The 20,313-nt window shown below is 63.3% G+C and carries 21 protein-coding genes; 9 read left to right on the forward strand and 12 right to left on the reverse strand.

The features are described 5' to 3' along the window. Positions 1-5 precede the first annotated feature (5 nt). On the forward strand, positions 6-488 hold the full coding sequence (locus BLT92_RS10735; RefSeq protein WP_231938759.1) for an Lrp/AsnC family transcriptional regulator: 483 nt from the start codon (positions 6-8) through the stop codon (positions 486-488). 82 nt (positions 489-570) lie between these two features. On the opposite strand, the gene BLT92_RS10740 is transcribed toward BLT92_RS10735, so the two are convergent. Further along, positions 571-798, reverse strand: a complete 228-nt coding sequence (locus BLT92_RS10740) for a hypothetical protein (RefSeq protein WP_092105534.1) — start codon at positions 796-798, stop codon at positions 571-573. A 296-nt stretch (positions 799-1,094) separates the two neighbouring features. Between BLT92_RS10740 and BLT92_RS10745 the strand changes: the two genes are divergently transcribed. Both BLT92_RS10745 and BLT92_RS10750 read left to right on the forward strand, forming a co-directional pair. Continuing rightward, the gene (locus tag BLT92_RS10745; RefSeq protein ID WP_092105536.1) at positions 1,095-2,294 is read left to right on the forward strand and encodes a CaiB/BaiF CoA transferase family protein; all 1,200 of its coding nucleotides are present in this window, start codon (positions 1,095-1,097) and stop codon (positions 2,292-2,294) included. A 164-nt stretch (positions 2,295-2,458) separates the two neighbouring features. Next, positions 2,459-3,202 carry an IclR family transcriptional regulator gene (locus BLT92_RS10750; protein ID WP_269457362.1) on the forward strand — a complete coding sequence of 248 codons (744 nt, stop codon included), beginning with the start codon at positions 2,459-2,461 and terminating at the stop codon, positions 3,200-3,202. Positions 3,203-3,214: 12 nt separating this feature from the next. Here the strand turns inward: BLT92_RS10750 and BLT92_RS10755 are convergent, their stop codons facing one another. The 3 genes from BLT92_RS10755 to dctP all read right to left on the reverse strand — a co-directional run bounded on the left by BLT92_RS10755 (position 3,215) and on the right by dctP (position 6,253). Then, entirely contained in the window at positions 3,215-4,498 is a 1,284-nt protein-coding gene (locus tag BLT92_RS10755) for a TRAP transporter large permease (protein WP_092105538.1), read from the reverse strand. Further along, complete coding sequence (locus tag BLT92_RS10760) at positions 4,495-5,019, reverse strand: TRAP transporter small permease (protein ID WP_157691419.1); 525 nt, start codon at positions 5,017-5,019, stop codon at positions 4,495-4,497. The genes BLT92_RS10755 and BLT92_RS10760 overlap by 4 nt, the downstream gene beginning before the upstream one ends. Positions 5,020-5,128: 109 nt before the next feature. Then, positions 5,129-6,253 (reverse strand): TRAP transporter substrate-binding protein DctP, encoded by a 1,125-nt coding sequence (gene dctP / locus BLT92_RS10765; protein ID WP_157691420.1) that lies wholly within the window; start codon positions 6,251-6,253, stop codon positions 5,129-5,131. A gap of 425 nt (positions 6,254-6,678) precedes the next feature. On the opposite strand from dctP, the gene BLT92_RS10770 reads away from it, so the two are divergent. Further along, positions 6,679-7,287 (forward strand): OsmC family protein, encoded by a 609-nt coding sequence (locus tag BLT92_RS10770; protein ID WP_092105544.1) that lies wholly within the window; start codon positions 6,679-6,681, stop codon positions 7,285-7,287. A gap of 79 nt (positions 7,288-7,366) precedes the next feature. Here the strand turns inward: BLT92_RS10770 and recQ are convergent, their stop codons facing one another. Then, complete coding sequence (gene recQ, locus BLT92_RS10775; protein WP_092105546.1) at positions 7,367-9,199, reverse strand: DNA helicase RecQ; 1,833 nt, start codon at positions 9,197-9,199, stop codon at positions 7,367-7,369. 210 nt (positions 9,200-9,409) lie between these two features. On the opposite strand from recQ, the gene BLT92_RS10780 reads away from it, so the two are divergent. Then, positions 9,410-9,808, forward strand: coding sequence for a Rieske (2Fe-2S) protein (locus BLT92_RS10780; protein ID WP_231938761.1), 399 nt, complete (start codon positions 9,410-9,412; stop codon positions 9,806-9,808). Between the two features lie 6 nt (positions 9,809-9,814). On the opposite strand, the gene BLT92_RS10785 is transcribed toward BLT92_RS10780, so the two are convergent. From BLT92_RS10785 to BLT92_RS10795, 3 genes are read right to left on the reverse strand one after another with little or no spacing between them, the layout of a single operon-like run. Then, positions 9,815-10,192 (reverse strand): hypothetical protein, encoded by a 378-nt coding sequence (locus tag BLT92_RS10785; RefSeq protein ID WP_092105550.1) that lies wholly within the window; start codon positions 10,190-10,192, stop codon positions 9,815-9,817. Continuing rightward, entirely contained in the window at positions 10,192-11,352 is a 1,161-nt protein-coding gene (locus tag BLT92_RS10790) for a serine hydrolase domain-containing protein (protein ID WP_092105552.1), read from the reverse strand. Before BLT92_RS10790 ends, BLT92_RS10785 begins: the two co-directional genes overlap by 1 nt. 35 nt (positions 11,353-11,387) lie before the next feature. Beyond that, complete coding sequence (locus BLT92_RS10795; RefSeq protein ID WP_231938762.1) at positions 11,388-11,957, reverse strand: winged helix-turn-helix domain-containing protein; 570 nt, start codon at positions 11,955-11,957, stop codon at positions 11,388-11,390. A 104-nt stretch (positions 11,958-12,061) separates the two neighbouring features. On the opposite strand from BLT92_RS10795, the gene BLT92_RS10800 reads away from it, so the two are divergent. Then, a complete protein-coding gene (locus tag BLT92_RS10800) occupies positions 12,062-12,808 on the forward strand; it encodes an HdeD family acid-resistance protein (RefSeq protein ID WP_231939158.1) in 747 nt (248 codons plus the stop codon). Positions 12,809-12,871: 63 nt separating this feature from the next. After that, the gene (otsB, locus tag BLT92_RS10805) at positions 12,872-15,517 is read left to right on the forward strand and encodes a trehalose-phosphatase (RefSeq protein ID WP_092105554.1); all 2,646 of its coding nucleotides are present in this window, start codon (positions 12,872-12,874) and stop codon (positions 15,515-15,517) included. A 114-nt stretch (positions 15,518-15,631) separates the two neighbouring features. Here otsB and BLT92_RS10810 read toward each other — a convergent pair whose 3' ends face one another. Beyond that, complete coding sequence (locus tag BLT92_RS10810; RefSeq protein ID WP_092105556.1) at positions 15,632-16,084, reverse strand: MaoC family dehydratase; 453 nt, start codon at positions 16,082-16,084, stop codon at positions 15,632-15,634. A gap of 167 nt (positions 16,085-16,251) precedes the next feature. Here BLT92_RS10810 and BLT92_RS10815 point away from each other — a divergent pair, with 167 nt between their 5' ends. Beyond that, positions 16,252-16,806: a DUF1990 domain-containing protein gene (locus tag BLT92_RS10815; protein ID WP_092105557.1), complete on the forward strand. Its 555-nt coding sequence runs from the start codon at positions 16,252-16,254 to the stop codon at positions 16,804-16,806. A gap of 70 nt (positions 16,807-16,876) precedes the next feature. Here BLT92_RS10815 and BLT92_RS10820 read toward each other — a convergent pair whose 3' ends face one another. Genes BLT92_RS10820 through BLT92_RS10830 form a run of 3 tightly spaced genes read right to left on the reverse strand, consistent with a single transcriptional unit; the run spans position 16,877 to position 19,744 of the window. Further along, complete coding sequence (locus tag BLT92_RS10820) at positions 16,877-18,157, reverse strand: sensor histidine kinase (protein ID WP_092105559.1); 1,281 nt, start codon at positions 18,155-18,157, stop codon at positions 16,877-16,879. A 4-nt stretch (positions 18,158-18,161) separates the two neighbouring features. Continuing rightward, positions 18,162-19,172 carry a response regulator transcription factor gene (locus tag BLT92_RS21045; RefSeq protein WP_092105561.1) on the reverse strand — a complete coding sequence of 337 codons (1,011 nt, stop codon included), beginning with the start codon at positions 19,170-19,172 and terminating at the stop codon, positions 18,162-18,164. After that, on the reverse strand, positions 19,172-19,744 hold the full coding sequence (locus BLT92_RS10830) for a hypothetical protein (protein ID WP_231938763.1): 573 nt from the start codon (positions 19,742-19,744) through the stop codon (positions 19,172-19,174). Before BLT92_RS10830 ends, BLT92_RS21045 begins: the two co-directional genes overlap by 1 nt. A gap of 250 nt (positions 19,745-19,994) precedes the next feature. Here BLT92_RS10830 and BLT92_RS10835 point away from each other — a divergent pair, with 250 nt between their 5' ends. Continuing rightward, on the forward strand, positions 19,995-20,258 hold the full coding sequence (locus tag BLT92_RS10835; RefSeq protein ID WP_092105565.1) for a hypothetical protein: 264 nt from the start codon (positions 19,995-19,997) through the stop codon (positions 20,256-20,258). Positions 20,259-20,313 lie beyond the last annotated feature (55 nt).

Here is a 20,313-nt window from a genome sequence, read left to right on the forward strand (position 1 = left end):
TTGTGGTGAATTCGGAATTGATCGTCGATCATCGTCTGCAATCGAAGGATGTCCACCTCGCCGAGGTTGACCTGGCAATCCTGCGAGAGCTCAGTTCCGATGCCCGGATCTCCAACAAGGACCTCGCGAGCCGGGTCGGCCTGGCTCCCTCCACGTGCTCGGGACGGGTCAGTGCTCTGAGATCTCGGGGCATCATCAAGGGGTTTCACGCTGAGATCGACTTCGAAGCGCTCGGCCTGCACGTGTTCGGCATGATCTCGGTGCGGATGACTCCGGTGGGACGGTCGAAGCTGAGCGAAATAGTGGCAGGACTGCTCCGGGCCCCCGAGACCCTCGAAGTCTTCCAGGTCTCCGGGGAGCGAGATCTGCTCGTCCACATCGCCACCGCGGATCCTACAGGGCTGAACGCCTTCATCCACGAGCACCTCTCGGATCCGACGATCGCCCATACGCAGACCAGCCTGGTGTTCGGACATCATCGACCGTGAATGTGTGCGTTCAGGCGAAGGCGGCGCGGAGGAGAGCGAAAGACGCGGTCGAGTTGATCGTCATGTGCAGGGCAAGTGATCCTCACAGGTTGCCGTGGAATCTTCTCAGCAGTGCGAGGCAGATTCTCAGCGCGAGCAAATAGGGCAGAAGTATCGGCACGCCGAGGCGCAGGGCGAAGACGAGGAGCTGCACGGTGAGCCCAACGACCACGGCAGCCCCGAAGACAAGCGCCACGGTGCCGAGAACTGCGCTCGCCGAGATGAGCAGGATTGCCGTCGAGAGCCGACTTCGCTGTGGGGAATCAATCACGCCTCGACTCTGCAGGTCGCTGATCAGTGACGATGTCCTCCAGAAGGATGATATTCGCTCTACCCGATGGGGGACCGGCTGACAGTGCGAGTCGACGTGACCGTGGGTGCTGAGGTGACCGTGAGACCGGGTTCTCAGTGGTCCGCGTCAACGTGCAGATCATGGAGCGCCATTTTGGACCTCCACCAGTGGCGTCCCGGGGGTCGGTGATTGTCTCTTGACATGGATGTTCACGACATTAGCCATGTATCGTATATATGTAACAGGAAGTCGGATATAGGGACAGTGGGGTCAGTATGAATCAACGAGAAGATCAGGACGAAAGCCTGACTGGTCTGCGAGTTCTGGATCTGTCCAGGGTGCTGGCCGGTCCATTGTGTTGTCAGATGCTTGGCGACCACGGAGCAACTGTCATCAAAGTCGAGCCCCCCACCGGTGACGATACCCGGCGGTGGGGTCCTCCATTCGTCTCTGAAGACATGAGCGCCTACTACAGTGCGATCAACCGCAATAAGGCAAATATCTGTCTGGATCTCAGCAGTGATGACGGGCAGAGCGTTCTCGATCTGCTACTGGCCAACTCAGACGTGGTGGTGGAGAATTTCAAGTCTGGAACTCTGGCGAAATGGGGGTTCTCCGACGACCACCTTCAAGAGCGGTTTCCCGAGTTGATCATAGCGCGCATCACCGGGTTCGGGACAGGCGGGCCGATGGGTGCTATGCCCGGATATGATGCTGTCGCTCAGGCATTCGGCGGTCTGATGAGCATCAACGGAGAGGCAGGGGGCCCAGCGCTGCGGGTCGGAGTACCAGTCGTAGACATGGTGACCGGCATCTTGGCCTTCAGCGGGATTCTGTTGGCTCTGAATGCTCGGCATCGAACTGGACGCGGTCAGATCGTCGACTGCACATTGGCAGACACTGCGGTGTCGTTGCTGCATCCGCATTCGGCATCCAATCTTGCAGACGGCCGTGTTCCAGTTCGCACTGGATCTGCCCACCCGACTGTCGCACCGTACGACACTTTCGAAACCCAGGACGGACACGTGTTCATCGGTGTTGGCAATGATCGACAGTTCGGAACTCTCGCTGATTTGCTCGGGATGACGGAACTAGCGGAAGATGCCCGATTTCTGTCCAACTCTGACAGGCTGACGAACATCGCGGAACTCACAGAGCTTTTGGGAGCAAAGATCGTGAGCTTCTCGAAGGATGCGCTTGCAAAGGATCTGCTCGCGCGAGGTGTGCCGGCCTCAGCGGTCCGGGATGTCGGCGAGGTGCTGCGTGACGAGCACGTTCGTCATAGGGAGATGGTGGTGGAGAAGGGAGACTACAGCGGAGTCGGCATACCTATCAAACTCAGCCGCACCCCTGGGACAGTGCACAGCACACCCCGAGCCAAAGGTGCCGACACCCGAGAAGTGCTTGCCGGACTTGGCCTTGATGAAACGAGGATCGATGAGCTGAATAGGGCCGAGGTCGCTCGGGAAACATAGAAGTGTGAACAATGAGGCGCTCAACCTTCCGATGGGCGACTCCGCCTGATGTGTGTCGGTATCCTGAGAGCTAACGGACAAGGAAGCCAATCCCGATGCTGTGTGGTCCGACTGTGCGCAGGGCCGACACATCGCAAATCAACCTGACAGGCAGGATGCAGAAGATGGAACAGGCAGTCGCTGGAGCAAACGAACACCGCACTGTCTCGCGAGTGACAGGAATTTTGGAGTTCGTGGCCCGTTCCGAGCGGAGAGTGCGAATGGCTGACATCGTCAAGGAACTCGAAGCCCCTCGCTCCTCTGTGCACGGACTGGTGCACGGACTCGTGTCGACCGGATATCTCCACGCGACTGATGACGGACGCTATACGATGGGTGCTGCGATCGGCGCTCTCATCATGCATAAATCAGCAGCGGACAAGGCTGTCCGCGAAGCTATGGCGAGCCTCAACTTAGAATTCGACGAGACGGTCGCGCTCGTCGCTGTCGCTGGCGACTCCATTGTGACAACCGATGCAATCGAGTCATCCATGGCGATCCGATACCACCCGACACTTGGATTACGCCGCCCTCTCTACCCGACGAGTGCGGGTAAGTGCTTTCTTGCAAATGCGGCTTCCAACTATCGAGAGAAGTACCTGGAGAGAACCTTCACCCGTACATCTGACCGTGATCGAGTGCGGGACGAGCTTCTAGCAGTTATGCGTGACGGGTTCGCAGTGAATCGTGGTGACACCCTGCCGGATCTCCATGCTGTATCGGTTCCGATCTTCGACGGGCCGAGTGTGACTGGTGTCGTCACCGTTGCAGGACCGAGCAGTCGTTTCGCACAGAAGCAGAATGACGTCGTGAACGAGGTCTGTGCTGCTGCGGATCGAGTGGGCAGGGCGCAGCAGACTGAGGTTTGAGGCAGCCGAGCCTCAACGACTCTCTGGAATCCACAGCACGATTTCCGGCCAGATGAGGAATATCAACGCGACCGTGAGCAAGGCGACAACGTAAGGGATTGCGCCACGGAAGACCTCTCCGACCGGACGGCCAGCAGACTTCGAGACGACGAAGACATTGAGTCCGAGTGGAGGCGTCACCAATCCGATTTCTGCCAGCACGACGACGAGTATGCCGAACCAGATCAGATCGTATCCAAGCGCCTCAACGACGGGCGCTACGATCGGCACCGTCAGTGCGATGATGGCGATCTGATCCATGAAGAAGCCGAGCACAACATAGAACAACCCGATGATCAGCATAATCGCGAAGGCAGGGAAGGCCAGTCCTTCGATCCATTCGACGATAGTCGGGGCCACCTTGGTCTCAGTGATGAAGTGCCCGAAGACGTGCGCCGATATGATGACGGCGAAGATCATGGCTGTCGACTTCACCGTCTCCATGACCGAATTGATCAGGCCCTCGAACGTCGCTCGACGGTAAACTGCCGCGAGCAGAAACGCAGCGAGGCAACCCAGAGCCGCCGCCTCGGTCGGCGTGGCGACACCGATGTAGATGGAGCCGACGACTGCGGCGAAGAGAATGAGTATGGGCGAGGCTTTGACGATAGAGGACGTTTTCTCCGAGAGAGCGGTCCTCTTACCCCGAGGGGCGCTGTCGGTCTTCCTGAGGATTGTGATGTACATCGTCACGATGATCGCCAAGGCGAGCAAGATGCCCGGGAGGAACCCAGCGATGAGCTGGTCGCCGACGCTTGTCTCTGCAGTGATCGCATAGAAGACCAAGGCGATGCTCGGTGGGATCATCGCGGCTAGAGTTCCAACCGCTGCCACAATGCCGGAGGCGGTCTTCGGGTTATACCCTTCGTCGATCATCCTCCCGACGGAGGTAAAGGCCAGGGTTGCTGCCGAGGCGGTCGATGAGCCGGACACTGCAGCGAAAGCGGTCCCAGCGCCGACGGCGGCTACCGCTGTTCCACCGCGAACTCGGCCGACGACTGAACGTGCGGCATCGAAGAGGGAGTCCAAGAGACCGGACAGCAGGATCAGCTGCGCCATGAAGATGAACAGTGGAATGGCGCTCAGAGTGAAGCTGTTGACGGAACTGGCAGGAATTGTCTCCAATACTCCATCGATGACGTCCCCGCGTCCAATGACGATGAGGCCGAGGAGACCCGAGATCATGATGGCGAAGGTGACAGGGATTCTCAGCAGGATCAGTATGACGAGGAGAACGGACAGGACCAATGCAGTCATTCTTCGTCCTCCTTGAAGTTGTCACCCGGATCGTAGTCGGTTGCGAGTACTCCCCATGGAGCCGTGATTTCGCGGTACAGATCGACAACGGCGATGGTCATGCCCATGATGGAACCGAGAGGAATGAACGCACGCCAGATCCACTCGGGAATCGGCAGCTCTGTCGCGCCCTTGGGCGGAATCTCTCCGGTTGCCGCTGCATTCAACGCTGCTTGGAGCCCGTACCAGAAGAGCAGTGCGAAGATCACCGAGACCATGGCGTGCGTCATGATTTGCAGTGTCTTCTGCACACGGAGAGGCAGCATACCGAAAACGCTGGTGACAGCGACGTGAGCTCCGGTGCGATACGCCGTGACGATTCCGAAGAATGCGCTGCCGACAAGCAGGTACCTTTCGGTGAACGAGACATTCCAGCCGAGCGGCTGGCCGAATACTGCTCGTGAGAAGACTTCGATGCAGGTGATCAGCACCATCAGCACAAGTGCGAGGCCGGCAGTAACCCCGGCGGTGTATGAGATCACGTTCTCGACTCTGTCGAGACGGGGATGGTCATCTGTTTCGTAGCCGAACGAGGTCCGACGAGCTTTGCCCGACCTATTCAGCCTCAGAAGCATAGGATTATGATCGGCGTCATTCATCGGCGCTCTCCTCCTTGCGCAATGCCGCCTCCCATTCCTCGAGCACCGCTTCGGCCGGCAGGCCCATATCTGTCAGATCCGAGCGCCAGTTCTCTCTGGCCGGCATCGACACTTCCTGTGCCCACTCGGACTTCTGGTCGGGGGTGAGTCGGTGGAGGGTGGTGCCGTCCTTCTCCATCTGGTCCTGGGCTTCAGGCAGCAATTCGTTCAGCTTCGCGCAGAGATTCTGTTCCGTCGCCTCTGCCGCTTCAGTGACGACGACTCGCTGTTCGTCATTCAGCTCGGACCATTGCTGTTCCGAGATCGAATAGAGCACTGCGACCGAACCGAGCTCTGCGCCGATCGTACTGTTGGGCAGAACTTCTGCGAGCTTGTACGGAGCCATACTGGTGGGACTGGCCACCGTTCCATCCACGGTTCCTCGGGACGCTGCTTCATACATATCGCCCAGAGGCATAGACACGCCTGCTGCGCCCATCGCGTCGACGACGCGATCTACTGCACCTCCTGGAGATCGAAGTATCGCACCTTGGCGCCCGTGTGGGTCGGTCGTAGGCTCGGAGGTCATGAGTTCGTAGCCAGTGAGGAGAACGCTCCACAGTGGTCGGACGCCCAGCTGTTCGATCTCCTGTTCGCGGGCGGTCGAGCCCTCGGCGACCGAACGTGAGACGGCAGCAGCGCCGACGCAGGAATCGGTGGTGTAGCCGGGGAGATCAAACGCGCTGGACAGCGGCAACTGCGCAGAGAGATAGGCCGGCACCACGTCGGAGATATCGGCAATCCCCGACGACAACATGGTGGGGACATCTTCGAAGCTGCCGAGCTGTGAACTCGGGTAGAACTCGACACTGATGCCGACATCAGGGCCCTCTTCACGCAGCCGATCGAGGAAGTACATGGAGCCATTCGCCGCGATTGGGTGACTCGCAGAGAATCCTTCCGCGAATTTGAGAGTGACGTCGTCGCTGTCCACTCCAGGGCCCGCACACCCTGTCACGGCGAGCAGGGTTGCCAGCCCTGCTGCGGGCAGCATCCACTGCTGTCGCTTTCGCTGTCGCTTTCGTTTGTACGACGGTTGCTGTGGCTTCTTGTTTCGGGGCTCAGGTGGAACGTTCACGCTGACCTCCTGGAGTAGATAGATCTCGAATGCTGCTCGATCCGGTCGGCGTCAACGCGATGTGATTCGCATCAGCACAGCACGCAGTTGACTGTTCATCCGTTCGCCGATTCTAAAAGTGCCGTATATAGGAACATCATCGTCATATACACGAACTGTCCTTTGAAGGTTATTACGTGGCGTGGATCACGTCAACCGTGTTTCGGAGATCTCGCCAGAGCGTGACCTGTTGGTCCTCAACGCAACGACGCATCCGTCGAATCTTGAGTCTGCATCGCGACTAGGAGTCGAAATGCGTCGTCGTGTTTCGCGAGTGTGACGGTCTGCGTGGGAATCGGACAGGCAGTCGGCGAACGGGTCGTCGGCCTTCCTAGTCTGGGACCACTCCCTGACCAAGGGGCCACTCAACCGAAGGGGACGTTCCCATGACCGTCACTGCTCAAACCACGTCGAACACCGACACCACAACCACGTCGAACACCGACACCACCAACACCGGCTCGACCATCGCGATCAGCGCCGAGGATCGTGCCGCGCGACTCGCCTCGGCGGGCCAGGCCTGGAATGAACGGATCGCAGCCTCGGCGAAGAACGCACAGCTGGTCTTCTCCGCGAAGGGAAGCGCTCAGGGGTCGGTCTCTTCGGTCATCACTGCCGGAAAGCACACCTTCACCGTGGACGAGCCGACGCCCCTGGCCGGTGACGATGCGGCACCGAACCCCGTCGAGTACGCACTGGGAGCCTTCATCTCCTGCCAGATCGTCGTCTACCGGCTCTATGCACACAACCTGGGACTGACCATCGAAAGCCTCGACGTCAGCGCAGAGGGCGACCTCGATGTGCAGGGACTCTTCGGTGCTGACGAGACCGTGCGCCCCGGACTCTCCGCAGTCCGCGTCAACGTAGAGATCACGGGGCCCGACAGTGATGAGGCCTACCAGGAGCTGCAGAAGACCGTCGACGCCCACTGCCCCGTCTTCGACATCTTCACGAACCCGACACCCATCGACGTGACCGTGACGAAGACGAACTGACCGTCGTGAGTAGGTGGGTCAGCCAGTACTGGTCTCGAGGGCAGCCGATGCCGCACCGGAAATCAGGCGGCGCTGGAAGTCACGCGGCGCTGGACTCGAGGACCTCGAGGACGCCGGGCCCATAGCGGTCGAGTTTCTTCAGTCCCACGCCGCTGACCTGGCCGAGCTCATTGATGGTGCTTGGTTTGGCCTCGACGATCCCGTACAGGGTGGCATCGGGGAACACCACGTAGGCAGGGACGCCCTGCTCCTTCGCCTGATCGGCTCGCCAGGAACGCAGGGCTTCGAACAGGGCTGTGTCCGCGGTCCCGAGTTCGACCTCGGGACCGCCTCGGCGCTTGGCCGCTGCCTTCTTCGATCCCGATTTCTTGGGATCCACACGAAGGGACATCTCGACCTCACTGCGCAGGACTGGTCCGGCGGCCTCGCCGACGATGAGGACGCCGTAGTCGCCGTGGGATTCGAGCAGTCCGCGGGCGAGGACCTGACGGACCACGGTCTTCCACTCGGTCTCGCTGAGGTCGTCGCCGATGCCCCAGACGCTGAGTTCCTGATGATTGGCCGCCCGTGAGCGCTCGTTGTCATTGCCGCGCAGCACGTCGATGACCTGTCCCGAGCCGAACCTCTGTCCGCGTTCCCGGTCGAGGCGGATCACGGCCGACAGCAGCTTCTGCACGGCCACGGTCGCGTCCCAGGTCACCGGGGGTGTGATGCAGGTATCGCAGTTGCCGCAGGGTTCGGATTCCTCGTCGAAGTAGCGCAGCAGCTGCACGCGCCGGCAGTCGACGGTCTCGCACAGGGCAAGCATCGAGTCCAGGTGGCTCATCGCACGTCGCTGGTAGGCCCGATCGCCGTCCCCGGATTCGATGAGGCGGCGTTGGGAGACCACATCGCCGAGGCCGTAGACCATCCACGCATCCGCGGGCAGCCCGTCACGCCCGGCGCGGCCGGTCTCCTGGTAGTAGCCTTCGACGGACCGCGGCAGATCGAGGTGGGCGACGAAGCGGACATCGGGTTTGTCGATGCCCATGCCGAAGGCGATCGTTGCGACCATGACGAGTCCATCCTCGCGGAGGAACCGTGCCTGATGATCGGCGCGGACCTCGGCGGGAAGCCCGGCGTGATAGGGCAGGGCATTGATCCCCCTTGCCACGAGCGCGTCCGCGAGCTGTTCGACACCGCGGCGGGAGAGACAGTAGACGATGCCCGAGTCGCCGGGATGTTCGGTGGTGATGAAATTGATGAGCTGGGATCGCCCCGACTGCTTCGGCTCGATCCGGTAGGTGATGTTCGGCCGGTCGAAGCTGGCCACGAAATGCTCGGCGTTGCCCAGGTGGAGACGTTCGGTGAGTTCAGCGTGGGTGGCGGGTGTGGCCGTGGCGGTGAGCGCGATGCGGGGAACATCCGGGAACCGTTCGGCCAGCACTCCCAAACCGAGGTAATCGCTGCGGAAGTCGTGGCCCCACTGCGATACGCAGTGGGCTTCGTCGATGGCGAACAAGGCGACCTGGGCTCGTTCGAGCAGCGCCATCGTGCGCGGCAGAACGAGTCGTTCGGGTGCGAGGTAGAGCAGATCGATCTCACCGGCCAGGAGCGCGCGCTCGACATTCTGCGCCTGGTCGAAATCGAGGGTCGAGTTCAGGTACGCCGCTCGCACACCGAGGTTCTCCAGAGCCGCGACCTGATCTGCCATGAGTGCGATCAAGGGTGAGATCACCACGCCGGCGCCCGGTCTGACCAGGCTCGGAATCTGGTAGCACAGGGATTTGCCGCCGCCGGTGGGCATGAGGACGACGGCGTCGCCACCGCCCACGATCTGGTCGACGACCGCCTGCTGCTGTCCTCGGAACTCCTCATAGCCGAAGACATCGTGGAGGACGTCGAGCGAAGATGTTGTCGGTGCCGAGGTCATGCGCACAAGCCTAGTGGACGGTGCTGACGCGGCCGAACCGGCTGTGCGTCATGTCCGGGGGTCGCGCTACGCTGGAACCCTGAAAGTCGGACGGGCAACGCAATAGTCGAACAGGCAGCGCACCGTCGAGAAGTCGACGAGCTGCCGATGAGCACCAGGGCACTGGTGGGAAGACCGAGGGGCACAGTGGAGACGAACAGGCGCACGATCATGAAGTCAGCGAGTGTGGCAGGAACCGTCGCGGTCGTCGGTTCCTCGGTGGCGCTGACCTCGGCGTGCTCGTCGGACGAGCCGTCCGAGTCCAATGGGGCAGGAGGCACCGACGCCAACGTTCCGGCGGGCGACGTCCCCGTCGGGTCCGGCACCGTCGTCGACGAGACCTACGTCGTCACCCAGCCGAAGGAGGGCGAGTTCTACGCCTTCTCCTCCGTGTGCACGCACCAGGGCTGCCAGGTGCGCACCGTCACCGAGGATAAAATCACCTGCCCGTGCCACTCCTCGCAGTTCTCGACGACGACCGGTGAGGTGCTCACTGGTCCCGCGACCGAGCCGCTTGCGGAATATTCGGTGTCTGATTCGGATGGCACGCTGACGATCTCGGGGAAGTAGGCTCGCTCAGCCCAGCATAAGGCCGGGAACCACGAGTGCGCCTGTGACGACGAGTGCCAGGAGGCTGGAGACGCCGAGGTTGGTTGTCTCGGACCGACGGGTCTTCACGTCTTCCGCCCGCCAGGGCAGGTCCGGCCAGACCGATGCGCTGCGGTAGACGCCGACGACGTAGCCGAGGAGGCAGAGCATCCAGACGTAGATGAACCAGCCCGTCCAGCCGCCGAAGTCCGCGATGAGGCGCACGAGCAGCAACATTCCGGCCGCTGTGATGAGACTGCCCAGCAGGCCGGTGCGGGTCGCCGAACGAGAGGCCCGGAAGGCTGCGAAGGCGCCCCATGCGATCACGACGCCGCTGGCGATCTGGGAGAAGAGTTCGGGATTCATCAGCGCGCTCCTGTCTCAGAACTCCGCGCCGGAGCAGGTGAAGACGCGTTGTGCGCGGACGAGATCAGATCGAGGGCATCGTCGACCGAATTGGCCGAGTCGGCGAGGACGATGATCCCCTGACGCGACTCGGGATCGAAACCGAGGAACGACCGATAGCCGCCGGTGCCGCCGTTGTGCCAAGTGACGTGCGGGCTGCGACCGGTCGTCGTGAACCAGGCCCAGCCGATGCGATCCGACTCGTCGAAGTCTTCACGCGGTTCGGCCGCCTCGGCGCCGGGAGCCGTCCCGTCCATCGTCGCCCGCAGCCAGATGCTCAGGTCGTGCGCGGTGGATCTGATGGCACCGGCCGGTGCGGCCCCGCCCAAGGTCCAGGGTGCGGCCGGAAGCCCCGAGGCCGTGTAGCCATGGACCAAGTCCTCGGCAGAGTCGGGAACATATGTGCTGGTCATCCCCAGTGGCTCGGCGATGCGATCGTGGACGAGATCGCCGTAGCTGATGCCGGCCGCGGTCGCGATCGCCTGGCCGAGGACTGCGAACCCGAAGTTCGAGTACTCCGGCTCCTTCTCTCCGACCTCGACTTCCTGGAGCGAACCCACGAGCTCAACCGCGCTCGCCCGATACGGGTCGGTGTGGATATACCTCGAGATGAAACTCGCGATGCCGTCACCGACGCTCGGCGCCGGCTCCTGCGCGGGCAGACCCGAACGCTGCATCGCGATCGAGGCCAGCGTCACCTCGGCGACATCACCGCTGAGACCGGGCCACACATCGCCGAGGCGGGTGCCCTCGTCGATCTCCCCACGTTCGATCGCGTCGGCGAAGAGGGCGGCGGTGAAGGTCTTCGTGATCGACCCGATTTCGAACTCGGAATTCTCGTCCGCGCCGACCCCACCCCAGGTGACCTCATCGCCGTCGATCTTCGCCGCCGCAACATGGTGCCAGCGCTTGCTGCCGAGGGTGTCCTCGAGCTCGCCGACGAACCGGGCGTCGCCGGTGGTCTCGCCCTGGAACCCGCGCGGGAACGGGGTGATGAGCAGGAGCAGGGCCGCGATGACCACGGCGGCGATGATCGCAGTGACCCCTCGCCGAGGAGGAGCTGTCGTCGAATGCGGGCGTGGAGTCTCGGTGGTGGCAGTGGACGCGTCGTCGGTGTCCATGATTCCGTCCTGTTCGAGTGTCAGTGGGGTCGCATCTAGTGGGTGCCGATGAGGATGAGGGTGAGCAGGGGGATGATCTTCTGGCCGGGGACCCTCCAGTGTCCGCGCCGCGAGTTCTCGAGCCAGCCAGCTCCGGCGAGGGCATGGATGTGGTGGTAGATCTGACCGGTCGTGCCGAACCGGTCGTCGTTGCCGAGCTGTGCCACGGTGGTCGTGCCCTCGTAGATCGCCTGCAGGAGCTCAAGCCGGACCGGGTGTCCCAGTGCGGCCAGGGCACCGGCCGCCTCGGCGAAATTGAGGTCCTCGAGTGCCGCCGAGGGCAGGCCCATCTGCCAGGACACCGGGGACTCGGCGCCCGGGGGAGTGGTGTGACCGGTGTAGACGACGCCGCCTTCGTCACCGGCATGGTCGATGAGGCCGTTGAGCGCCCAGAAGGTGTCGTCATCGGCCGGGTGGGCGGGGTGATCCGAGGCAGAGCTGGGATCGGCTTCGGCCGGATCCAGCGGTGCGGCCGAGGCGCTCTCCAAGCTGGCGACCTTGCGCTCGAGCTTCGCCAGGCGGGACTCGACGGCGCTCGTGGATTCACTCTGCGAGGGTGTGTTCATGCCCCCCATAATACATATAATACGTAATTACGTAAAGACATGATAAGCGTGTGTCCACCCCAACACCGGACAGACTCAGGTGAGATGCCTAAACTGGTGACGTGATGAGTACCGACGAACCGCGCACCGAGCCCACACAACCACGACCCGAGGCTCTGCCCCAGGCCATCTCCGAATCGAAGGCACTCGGTGCCCCGATGGTCGTCCGCGGAATCCTCGGAGTCGCCTTCGGGTTCGCGACGGTCTTCTGGCCCCGCGATGCGACCAGCCCCAAGCACCTGTCCATGGGCGTCGACATCGTCGACATCCTGTCCATCAGCTATCTGGTGCTCTTCGCCCTCGCGCTCGTCTACCAGGCCCTGCGCTCACCGCTGAATGTGCGCACCGCGGTCTTCGGTCAGGCGGTCATCACGATCCCCGCGATTGTGTTCCTCTTCCTCGCCGAACAGCCGGCAGAGCTGCGTGCAGCCATGAGTATCTGGGCGCTGCTGCACGGACTCATCGAGCTGTGGAACTACCGTCAGCTCAAGTCCCACCCGATGGCATCGGACTTCCTCATCGCGGCCGCCTGTCACGTGCTGCTCGGCGTGATCCTCATGTTCGGCGACGACTTCGGTGCGCTGTGGATCCTCGGCTTCACAGGTGTCGCCACGCTCATCGCCGGAGTCATCTTCATCATCGGCGGTTACTCGCGCATCAGCAAGGCCAAGCAGGTCGCCGCCAGCACGGACTCGACCCCCGCCGGCACGGATTCGGCCCCCGTCGAGGCCGATCCTGACAGCACCGAGGTGGACTCGTCCCCCACCGAGGCGGAGTCGGAGAACACTGACGAGCCCGACGGCAAGAACTGAGCCCGAACCGCACTGCCCGCAGCATCTGACGACCACAGCCGAATTCGAGAAGACCGAGGTGAGATGAGTACCGTCGAGCATGACTACGAGAATCTTTCCCCACTGACTCCGATCGCCGCCTCCGTCAGCTCCTCGGGCCTCCTGGGTGATCTGGCCGAGGCCAGCCGCGAACTCTCCCCGGAGCTCTTCCGCCGGCTCTTCGAAGTCTCTCGCTCACCCTCACTGCTCATCGCCACCGACTACGATGGCACGATCGCACCGATCGTCGATCTGCCCGGCCAGGCCTTCCCTCTGGACTCCTCGGTCGACTCACTGCGCGCGCTCGCCCTGCTCCCGTCCACCTCGGCGGGGGTGATCTCCGGTCGCAGCCTCCGCGATCTCGCGGCGATGTCACGGCTGCCGCGGGAGGTCCACCTCTTCGGTTCCCACGGCGGAGAGACGGACACGGTCGCCATCGACACCCTCGACCCGGAGCAGCGCACGGCCCTCGACGGCCTGAGGCGGGACCTCTTCCGAATACTGCCGACGACGATCATCGAACACAAGACCACCGGCGCCGCCGTTCACCTGCGCGGACTCGACGAAGCGCAGCGCCACCGGGTCGAGACGACCGTGAGCGAGCTCGTCGACGCCCACGCGATCTTCCCGACCCGGGGAAAGCAGGTCATCGACCTCTCGGTCGTCCCTTCCTCGAAGGCCGAGGCCCTCACACGCCTGCGGCAGCAGACCGGGGCAGAGGTGGTCGTGTTCATCGGCGACGACACCGCGGACGAATTCGCCCTCGAGACGCTGGGGGAGTCCGACCTGGGGCTCAAGGTCGGCCGCGAACCCGCCGACACGCACGCGGATTACAGGATCAGCTCACCTGCCGAGGTCTCCGTCGTCCTCGCCGCGATCTACGAGCTGCGCAAATCCTGGCTCTTCGGCCGCCGCGCGACCCCGATCCACCGGCATAGTCTGCTGGGCAACGGACAGTCGACGGCCCTGGTCGACCCCTTCGGCAGCATCTGTTGGATGCCGCATCCGCTGCCGCATTCCTCGTCGATGTTCTCCGAGATCCTCGGCGCCGAGGCGGCGGGGTACTTCGCCGTCGACCCCGAAGCCGGCACCGCCCCGCTGACCCAGCGCTACCTCACGCACTCCACGCTGCTCGAGACCCGGTGGCCGGGTCTGAACTGCGTCGACTACCTTGCCCCGGTCGACGCGAACAGTGACGACACCATCGTCGTGCGCGTGCTCACCGGCGACACCGCGGCCCGGATCCGCTTCGCCCCGCGCCTCGACTATGCGACCGTGCCGACGCGGATGGTGCCCACCCACGACGGCGTGCAGGTGTTGGGCACCTCGGAGCCCATCTCCCTGATCGCGCCCGGCGTCGACTTCGAGATCAGCGAGGTCGGGCAGTCCCACACCGCCGAGGCGGTTGTCGTGCCCTCTGACATGCCGGGTGGCGTCGTGGTCCTCGTCCTGGCCTGTGGCACCGGCACGGGTGATGCCCGCTACATGGCCACCGGCGGTGAGCACCATGTGCGCGAGCGCGCCCTGAACTTCTGGACCAACTGGGTCGACACCCTTGATATCCCCAGCCACCACCGCGAAGAGGTCATCCGTTCGGCGGTGACCTTGCGCGCCCTGTGCCACGAACCGACAGGAGGGGTGCTCGCGGCACCGACGACTTCCCTGCCCGAGGGCATCGGCGGCGTGCGCAACTGGGACTATCGCTACACCTGGCTGCGCGACGGTTCGATGACCGTGCGCGCCCTGCTCGCGCTCGGATCCACCGGTGAGGCCGAAGGGTTCCTGTCCTGGCTGACGGGGATCCTGGCTCGCACCGTATCGCCCGAACAGCTCCACCCGCTCTACGCCGTCGACGGCTCCGCTCTGACCACCGAGGCGGTGCTGGCGCATCTGCCCGGATACGCCGGATCGCGCCCGGTCAGGGTGGGAAACGCGGCCGAACACCAGGTTCAGCTAGACGTCTTCGGCCCGGTCACCGAGCTCCTCAACGATCTCAGCGAGCACCTCGGCGATCTTCCGGATTCGTATTGGCGTCTGACCTGTCAGATGGTCGAAGCAGTGAGCAAACGGTGGTTCGAGGCCGATCACGGCATCTGGGAGGCCAGGCGGCCGCCGAAGCACAATGTCTACACGCGAGTGATGTGTTGGGTGACGGTCGATCGGGCGCTGCAGATCGCCGAGCGCTTTGACCGCGAACTCCCCGGCGCCTGGCGGCAGCTACGCGAGGAGATCGCCCACGATGTGCTCGACAACGGCTACAACGAGGAAGTCGGGGCCTTCACCGTGGCCTACGGTGAGACGGACCTCGACTCGGCGTGCCTGTTCGTGGGGCTGTCCGGTCTGCTGCCGGCCGACGATCCGCGGTTCGTGTCGACCGTGGATGCGATCGAGCGTGAGCTGCGGGTCGGGCCGACGGTCTTCCGCTACCGTTACGATGATGGGCTGCCCGGTCTTGAGGGCGGCTTCCACATCTGCACGACCTGGCTCATCGAGGCCTTCATCAAGGTCGGGCGCATCGATGACGCTTGGGACCTGTTCAGGCAGATGGACAATCTGCTCGGACCCACCGGCCTGCTGGCAGAGGAGTACGATCCGGTCGCGGAGATGCACTTGGGCAACCACCCGCAGGCCTACTCGCACCTCGGTTACATCCGCGTCGCCCAGATGCTCGACGCCTACCGCCCGAGCTGAACGGCAGCCAGCACCCGGCACCCGGCAACCGAGAAACGGGTCGAGTGTCAATAGACGGGTTCACGCGTGTGTTTCTCGACACGCAACCCGTGCCTCGGCGCAAATGGCGTAGCCTCACTCGACGAGGAGGGTGACCACCTCGGCGATGCAGGCGGGGCGCTCTTCGCCTTCGATCTCGATGACGTGTTTGAGGATGACCTGGGTGCCTTTGTCTCCGGGGATGACCTCGTTGACGCTGACGGTGCCGCGCAGGCGGGAGCCCACCGGCACCGGCTGGGCGAAGCGGACCTTGTTCAACCCGTAGTTGACGCGGATGGACACGCCTTCGATGGTGAAGATCTCTGACGAGAACTTCGGGATCAGAGACAGGGTGAAGAAGCCGTGGACGATCGTCGAGCCGTAGGGGCCGTCTGCGGCGCGCTGCTCGTCGATGTGGATCCACTGATGGTCGTCGGTGACATCGGCGAAGGTGTTGATCGCATCCTGGTCGATCGTCATCCACTCGGACGAGCCCAGCTCGGTGCCGACGAGCGAGGTGATCTCATCGATCCCATTGAGTGTGCGCATTCTTCGTTCTCCTTTGATCCGTGACGGTCGTACGTGATGGTCGTAAGTGGCGAGCGTCTTGCGTGTTCTTAGCGGACATTCGATTGAAGGAATGTCAGTACTTGGCACCTTACTTGTTTGCCTCGAACTTGGCACCGGTGTGTCCGGGATTCGGTTAGGTTGGTGGCATGACTACTCTGTCAGAACCTCTGGGTGAGTCACTGACCCAGCCGCTCTCACCCCGATGGATCGACCGTCCCGCCGGGTATCGGGACTTCGAATCGGCCTTCTTCGTCGGTCACGGACGTGACACCTTCGACCGGTGCGCGGAAGAGCTTCTGCACTGGAAGGTGAAGGTCCGCAGCGGATTCGACATCGATGTGGGCACCCCTGGCACCGTTGCGGAGAAGTCGGGCCCCGACGCGGAGACCCCGCGGGTTCAGGCCGGCCAGGAGCCGACGATCTTCGTGCGTCTGGGACCGTTCCGCCTGCCCGAACCTGCCCGCGTCATCGAGGTCTTCGAGTCCGAGACACGTAGCGGCTTCACCTACGCGACGTTGCCCGGGCATCCGATCACCGGAGAAGAGTCATTCATCCTCATCCACACTCCCGACGACCGAGTCTTCCTCGTGCTGCGCTCGGTCTCACAGGCGGGAATGGGCACCTGGCGCCTCGGCGAACCCGCCGTCCGCCTCGCCCAGATCATCTACCGGCGCAGGTACGCTCGAGCCCTGCGGGCTTAAGCGCGGCGCCCTACGCGCCTAAGTGCGCCCTACGGCGATGAGGACCACGCCTCCCGCCGGCTGCTGCCGCTCACGCCGATTCGAGATACTGCTGGAGCGCCTGATCCTGAGCCTCAGGGTCCGGGAAAATGGCCTCGGTGCGAGCACCGCCGCTGACCGGATCGTTGCTGAAGATCAGGCGGATGCCCAGCAGACGAGCCTGCCCCTGCGCGATCACGAGCCCCAGGCCCATGCCGCCGCCGCCCGCGGAGACGAAGCGGGTCGGGCCGGTGTTGACGATGTCGGGCGGGTAGCCGGAGCCGGAGTCGGTGATCGTGATGCTGCGGGTGCTCGTCTCCAGTCGGATCGGATCCCCGCCGTGCTTGATCGCGTTGACCAGCAGGTTGGTGATGATGCGTTCGAACCGCCGAACGTCGGTGACCAGTGTCGAGTTGAGCGCCGCCAGGTGAGTGTCGATCTCATGGCCGCCCAATGCGCCGGAGGCGGTCATGGTTCCCAGCAGCGACTGGACCGTCTGGTCGATGTTGACGCGTGTGAACTCGGGATTCGCGCGGCCCGCATCGAGGCGCGAGACTTCGAGCAGGTCTTCGACGAGAACCTGCATGCGCTTCACTCGATCCTTGACGAGTTCGGCGGGACGCGAATCCTCTTCGAGCAGGTTGGCCGCGTTGACCAGCCCGGTCAGCGGGGTCCGCATCTCGTGGGCCAGGTCCGCGGTGAAGCGCTGCTCGGAGTCGATGCGTTCAGTCAGACGGGTCACGGCAGTGTCCACCGCCGAGGCGAAGGCCGCGACCTCCTGGTCCGTGTCGTCGACGACATCGGCGATCCGGATGCTCGTGTCCCCGCCCGCAATTTTCCGCGCGGCTTGGGCGCCCAGGGTCAGCCTGCGTGAGATGCGCCCGGCCACAATGGAACCGACGCCGCCGACGACCAGTGCGGAGCCGATCATGCCCACCAGCAGCGCTTGGTCGATGCGCCCGATGAGCTCCTGGCTGTCCTTGGTCGAGGCGCGCACGGAGATCACCTGGGTGTAGTCGCCGACCTCGATCGGAGCCGCCGCCCACACGATCTCCTCCCCATCGACCTCGGAGCGCATCGTCACGCTCTGGCCCTTGAGCGCCTTGGCATGTGCTTCCTTGGGCAGAGCCGGGTCATCGACGCGGGCGTTGAGTGTGAGCACCCCGGTCTCGGAGAAGATGGCGACGGAGTTCGCGAGCTGTTCGGTCACGGTCGACCGCATCCGGTCGTCCTCGGCGCGCGCCGCAGACTGACGCAGCACGATGGAGCAGGAGAGTACGGCGATGATGACCGACGCAACGATGAGAAGGGAGATCTTCCAGCGCAGTGACATGCGATCAGCCCGCGAAGCGGTATCCGAATCCGCGGACGGTCTCGATCATGCTGGCGCCGATCTTCTTCCGCAGGCGCTGAATGTGGACATCGACGACACGGGAGTCGCCGGCCCATTCGTAGCCCCAGACAGTGAAGGCGATCTTCTCACGGGAGTACACGTGTTCGGGCTGTTCGGTCAGCAGCAGGAGGACGCGCAGCTCGGTGGGGGTGAGGTGAACCTCCTCGCCGTCGATCTCCACGGTCAGCCGACCGGTGTCGAGAACCAACGAGCCCAAGCGCGTCCGGAACGGGCCGAGGTCCCCATCGGGTTCGACCTTGGCATTATTCGACTCGGCCGCACCCGAGTAGCCACCTTGGCCAGAGCCCGACTGTGCATTTGGTGAGCTGTTGGGGCGGGGAGGAACGGTGACGTCGACGCCGATCATCTGCTCGTCTCCGTCCAGATCCGCCGAGGTGAATTTCCCGCCCGCACCCAGGAACGTGTCGTCGGATTCGAGTTGGGCCTTGAGGCGCTCGCGGGTGTCCATGCCGGGGCTGGCTCCGAGCACCTCGGGGATGCCGTCCCCGGTGATCATGCCGCCGGGGCCGATCACGGTTTCGTGCTCCTCGTCCATCTCGGTACCGGGGGAGTAGCCGAGCTTGTCGGTGCCGGTGGTGATGAAGCGCCGGACGACGGCGCGGATGCGGGCATTGAGCACCTGCATGTCGAAGGGCTTGGTGAGGTAGTCGTCGGCTCCGGCTTCGAGTGCCTGGACGATGTCGATCGCGTCGGAGCGTGCGGAGATGATGATGATGGGAATGGTGGAGCGCTCGCGGACGGCTCGGCAGATCGAGGCGCCGTTCATGGTGGGCAGCATGAGGTCGAGAAGCAGAACGTCGGCACCATGTGCAGCGACGAACTCGTACCCCTCACGACCATCGGCGAATGCCGAGACCGTGTAATCGAACCGTTCCAGGCCGATCTGGGTCGTCTCACGGATGACCTCGTCATCCTCAACCAGAACAATATGCATTACGTTTCTCCATTAAGCCGCGTGAAGCGTTGACCCGGTTCAAACCTACCTTCGTGCAGGCGGAAGACCTGCACCGACCATCCCGAAGGGCAGCAGGCATCGTCGCCGTCGGCATACATCGCCTCCTGCACTACCAGTGTCCCATTCTTACCTGGGCTGAGTTTGAGCTGGTTGCCGGTGGCGATCAGTTCGAGTCGGGGTTCGCCGTCCTTCTCGCTGATGACGGCGCCGGCGACGACCTCGCTCTTCTGCTGCGGGTTGGCCACAGTGACGAGTTGGAATTTCCGATCCCCGCTGAGGAAGGGCGTCGAGAATTTGAGGCATTCCTCGCATTCGGCGACGACCTTCGCGGACTCCCGCGCCTTCCCGGTCACTGCGTTTCCCGAGGAGTCGACGATGGCCCTGCGGATCTCCTTGAGGGAGAACGGCTCATCGGACGGCCCGGAATCCTCCTTCGCCGGTTCGAACTGAGTGGGGGATGTCGCATTTTCGGGTTCCACCCGCAGGCCCTTGTCGGGACCGCACGCGGCCATGCCGGCGAGTGTGATCGTCGCAAGAGCACTTGCGATCACTGTTCTCGTGACTGTGCGCGCGCACGACTTCTGACCAGGGGAGACCTGGTTCCGTCTGAGCGGACGCGACACCTCAACAGAGGGGCGCCGAATAGGGGTGTGCACGTAGACATTTTGGCGTGTTCTGGCCAGGTAGTCCACTCGTGCCCCTGATCCGGGGCATCAGGAACCGCCGCGTCCTCGCGTTGCTGCCCTGTTCTCTGCCGACCTCGGTGCGCCGATTCTCAGCTGAGGTCGGTACGCTGGGGGCATGGCAGCATCGAAGTCTGAGAAGAAGTCCACCAGCACCGTGTCCTATAAGGACGCGCTCAAAGTGGGGCTCGTCTGCGGCGTGATCGTTCTGATCCTGTCGATCATCGTCACCCGTGCCTGGCAGGACGGCACCGCCTTCGGGTACGCCTTCATCTATGCTGGCGCCGCATTCGTCTTGGTCAGCGCCTTCGCCTGCATCCTCAATTGGGTGATGCGCAATGACACCCAGAACGACGATCAGACCTACCCGATCCTCAAATGAGTTGCCCGGCCCGGCAGTGACCACTGTCACCTGAGGCCCGCCTCAGCGACGCTGA

The organism is Brevibacterium picturae (genome assembly GCF_900105045.1).
Taxonomy (GTDB): domain Bacteria; phylum Actinomycetota; class Actinomycetes; order Actinomycetales; family Brevibacteriaceae; genus Brevibacterium; species Brevibacterium picturae.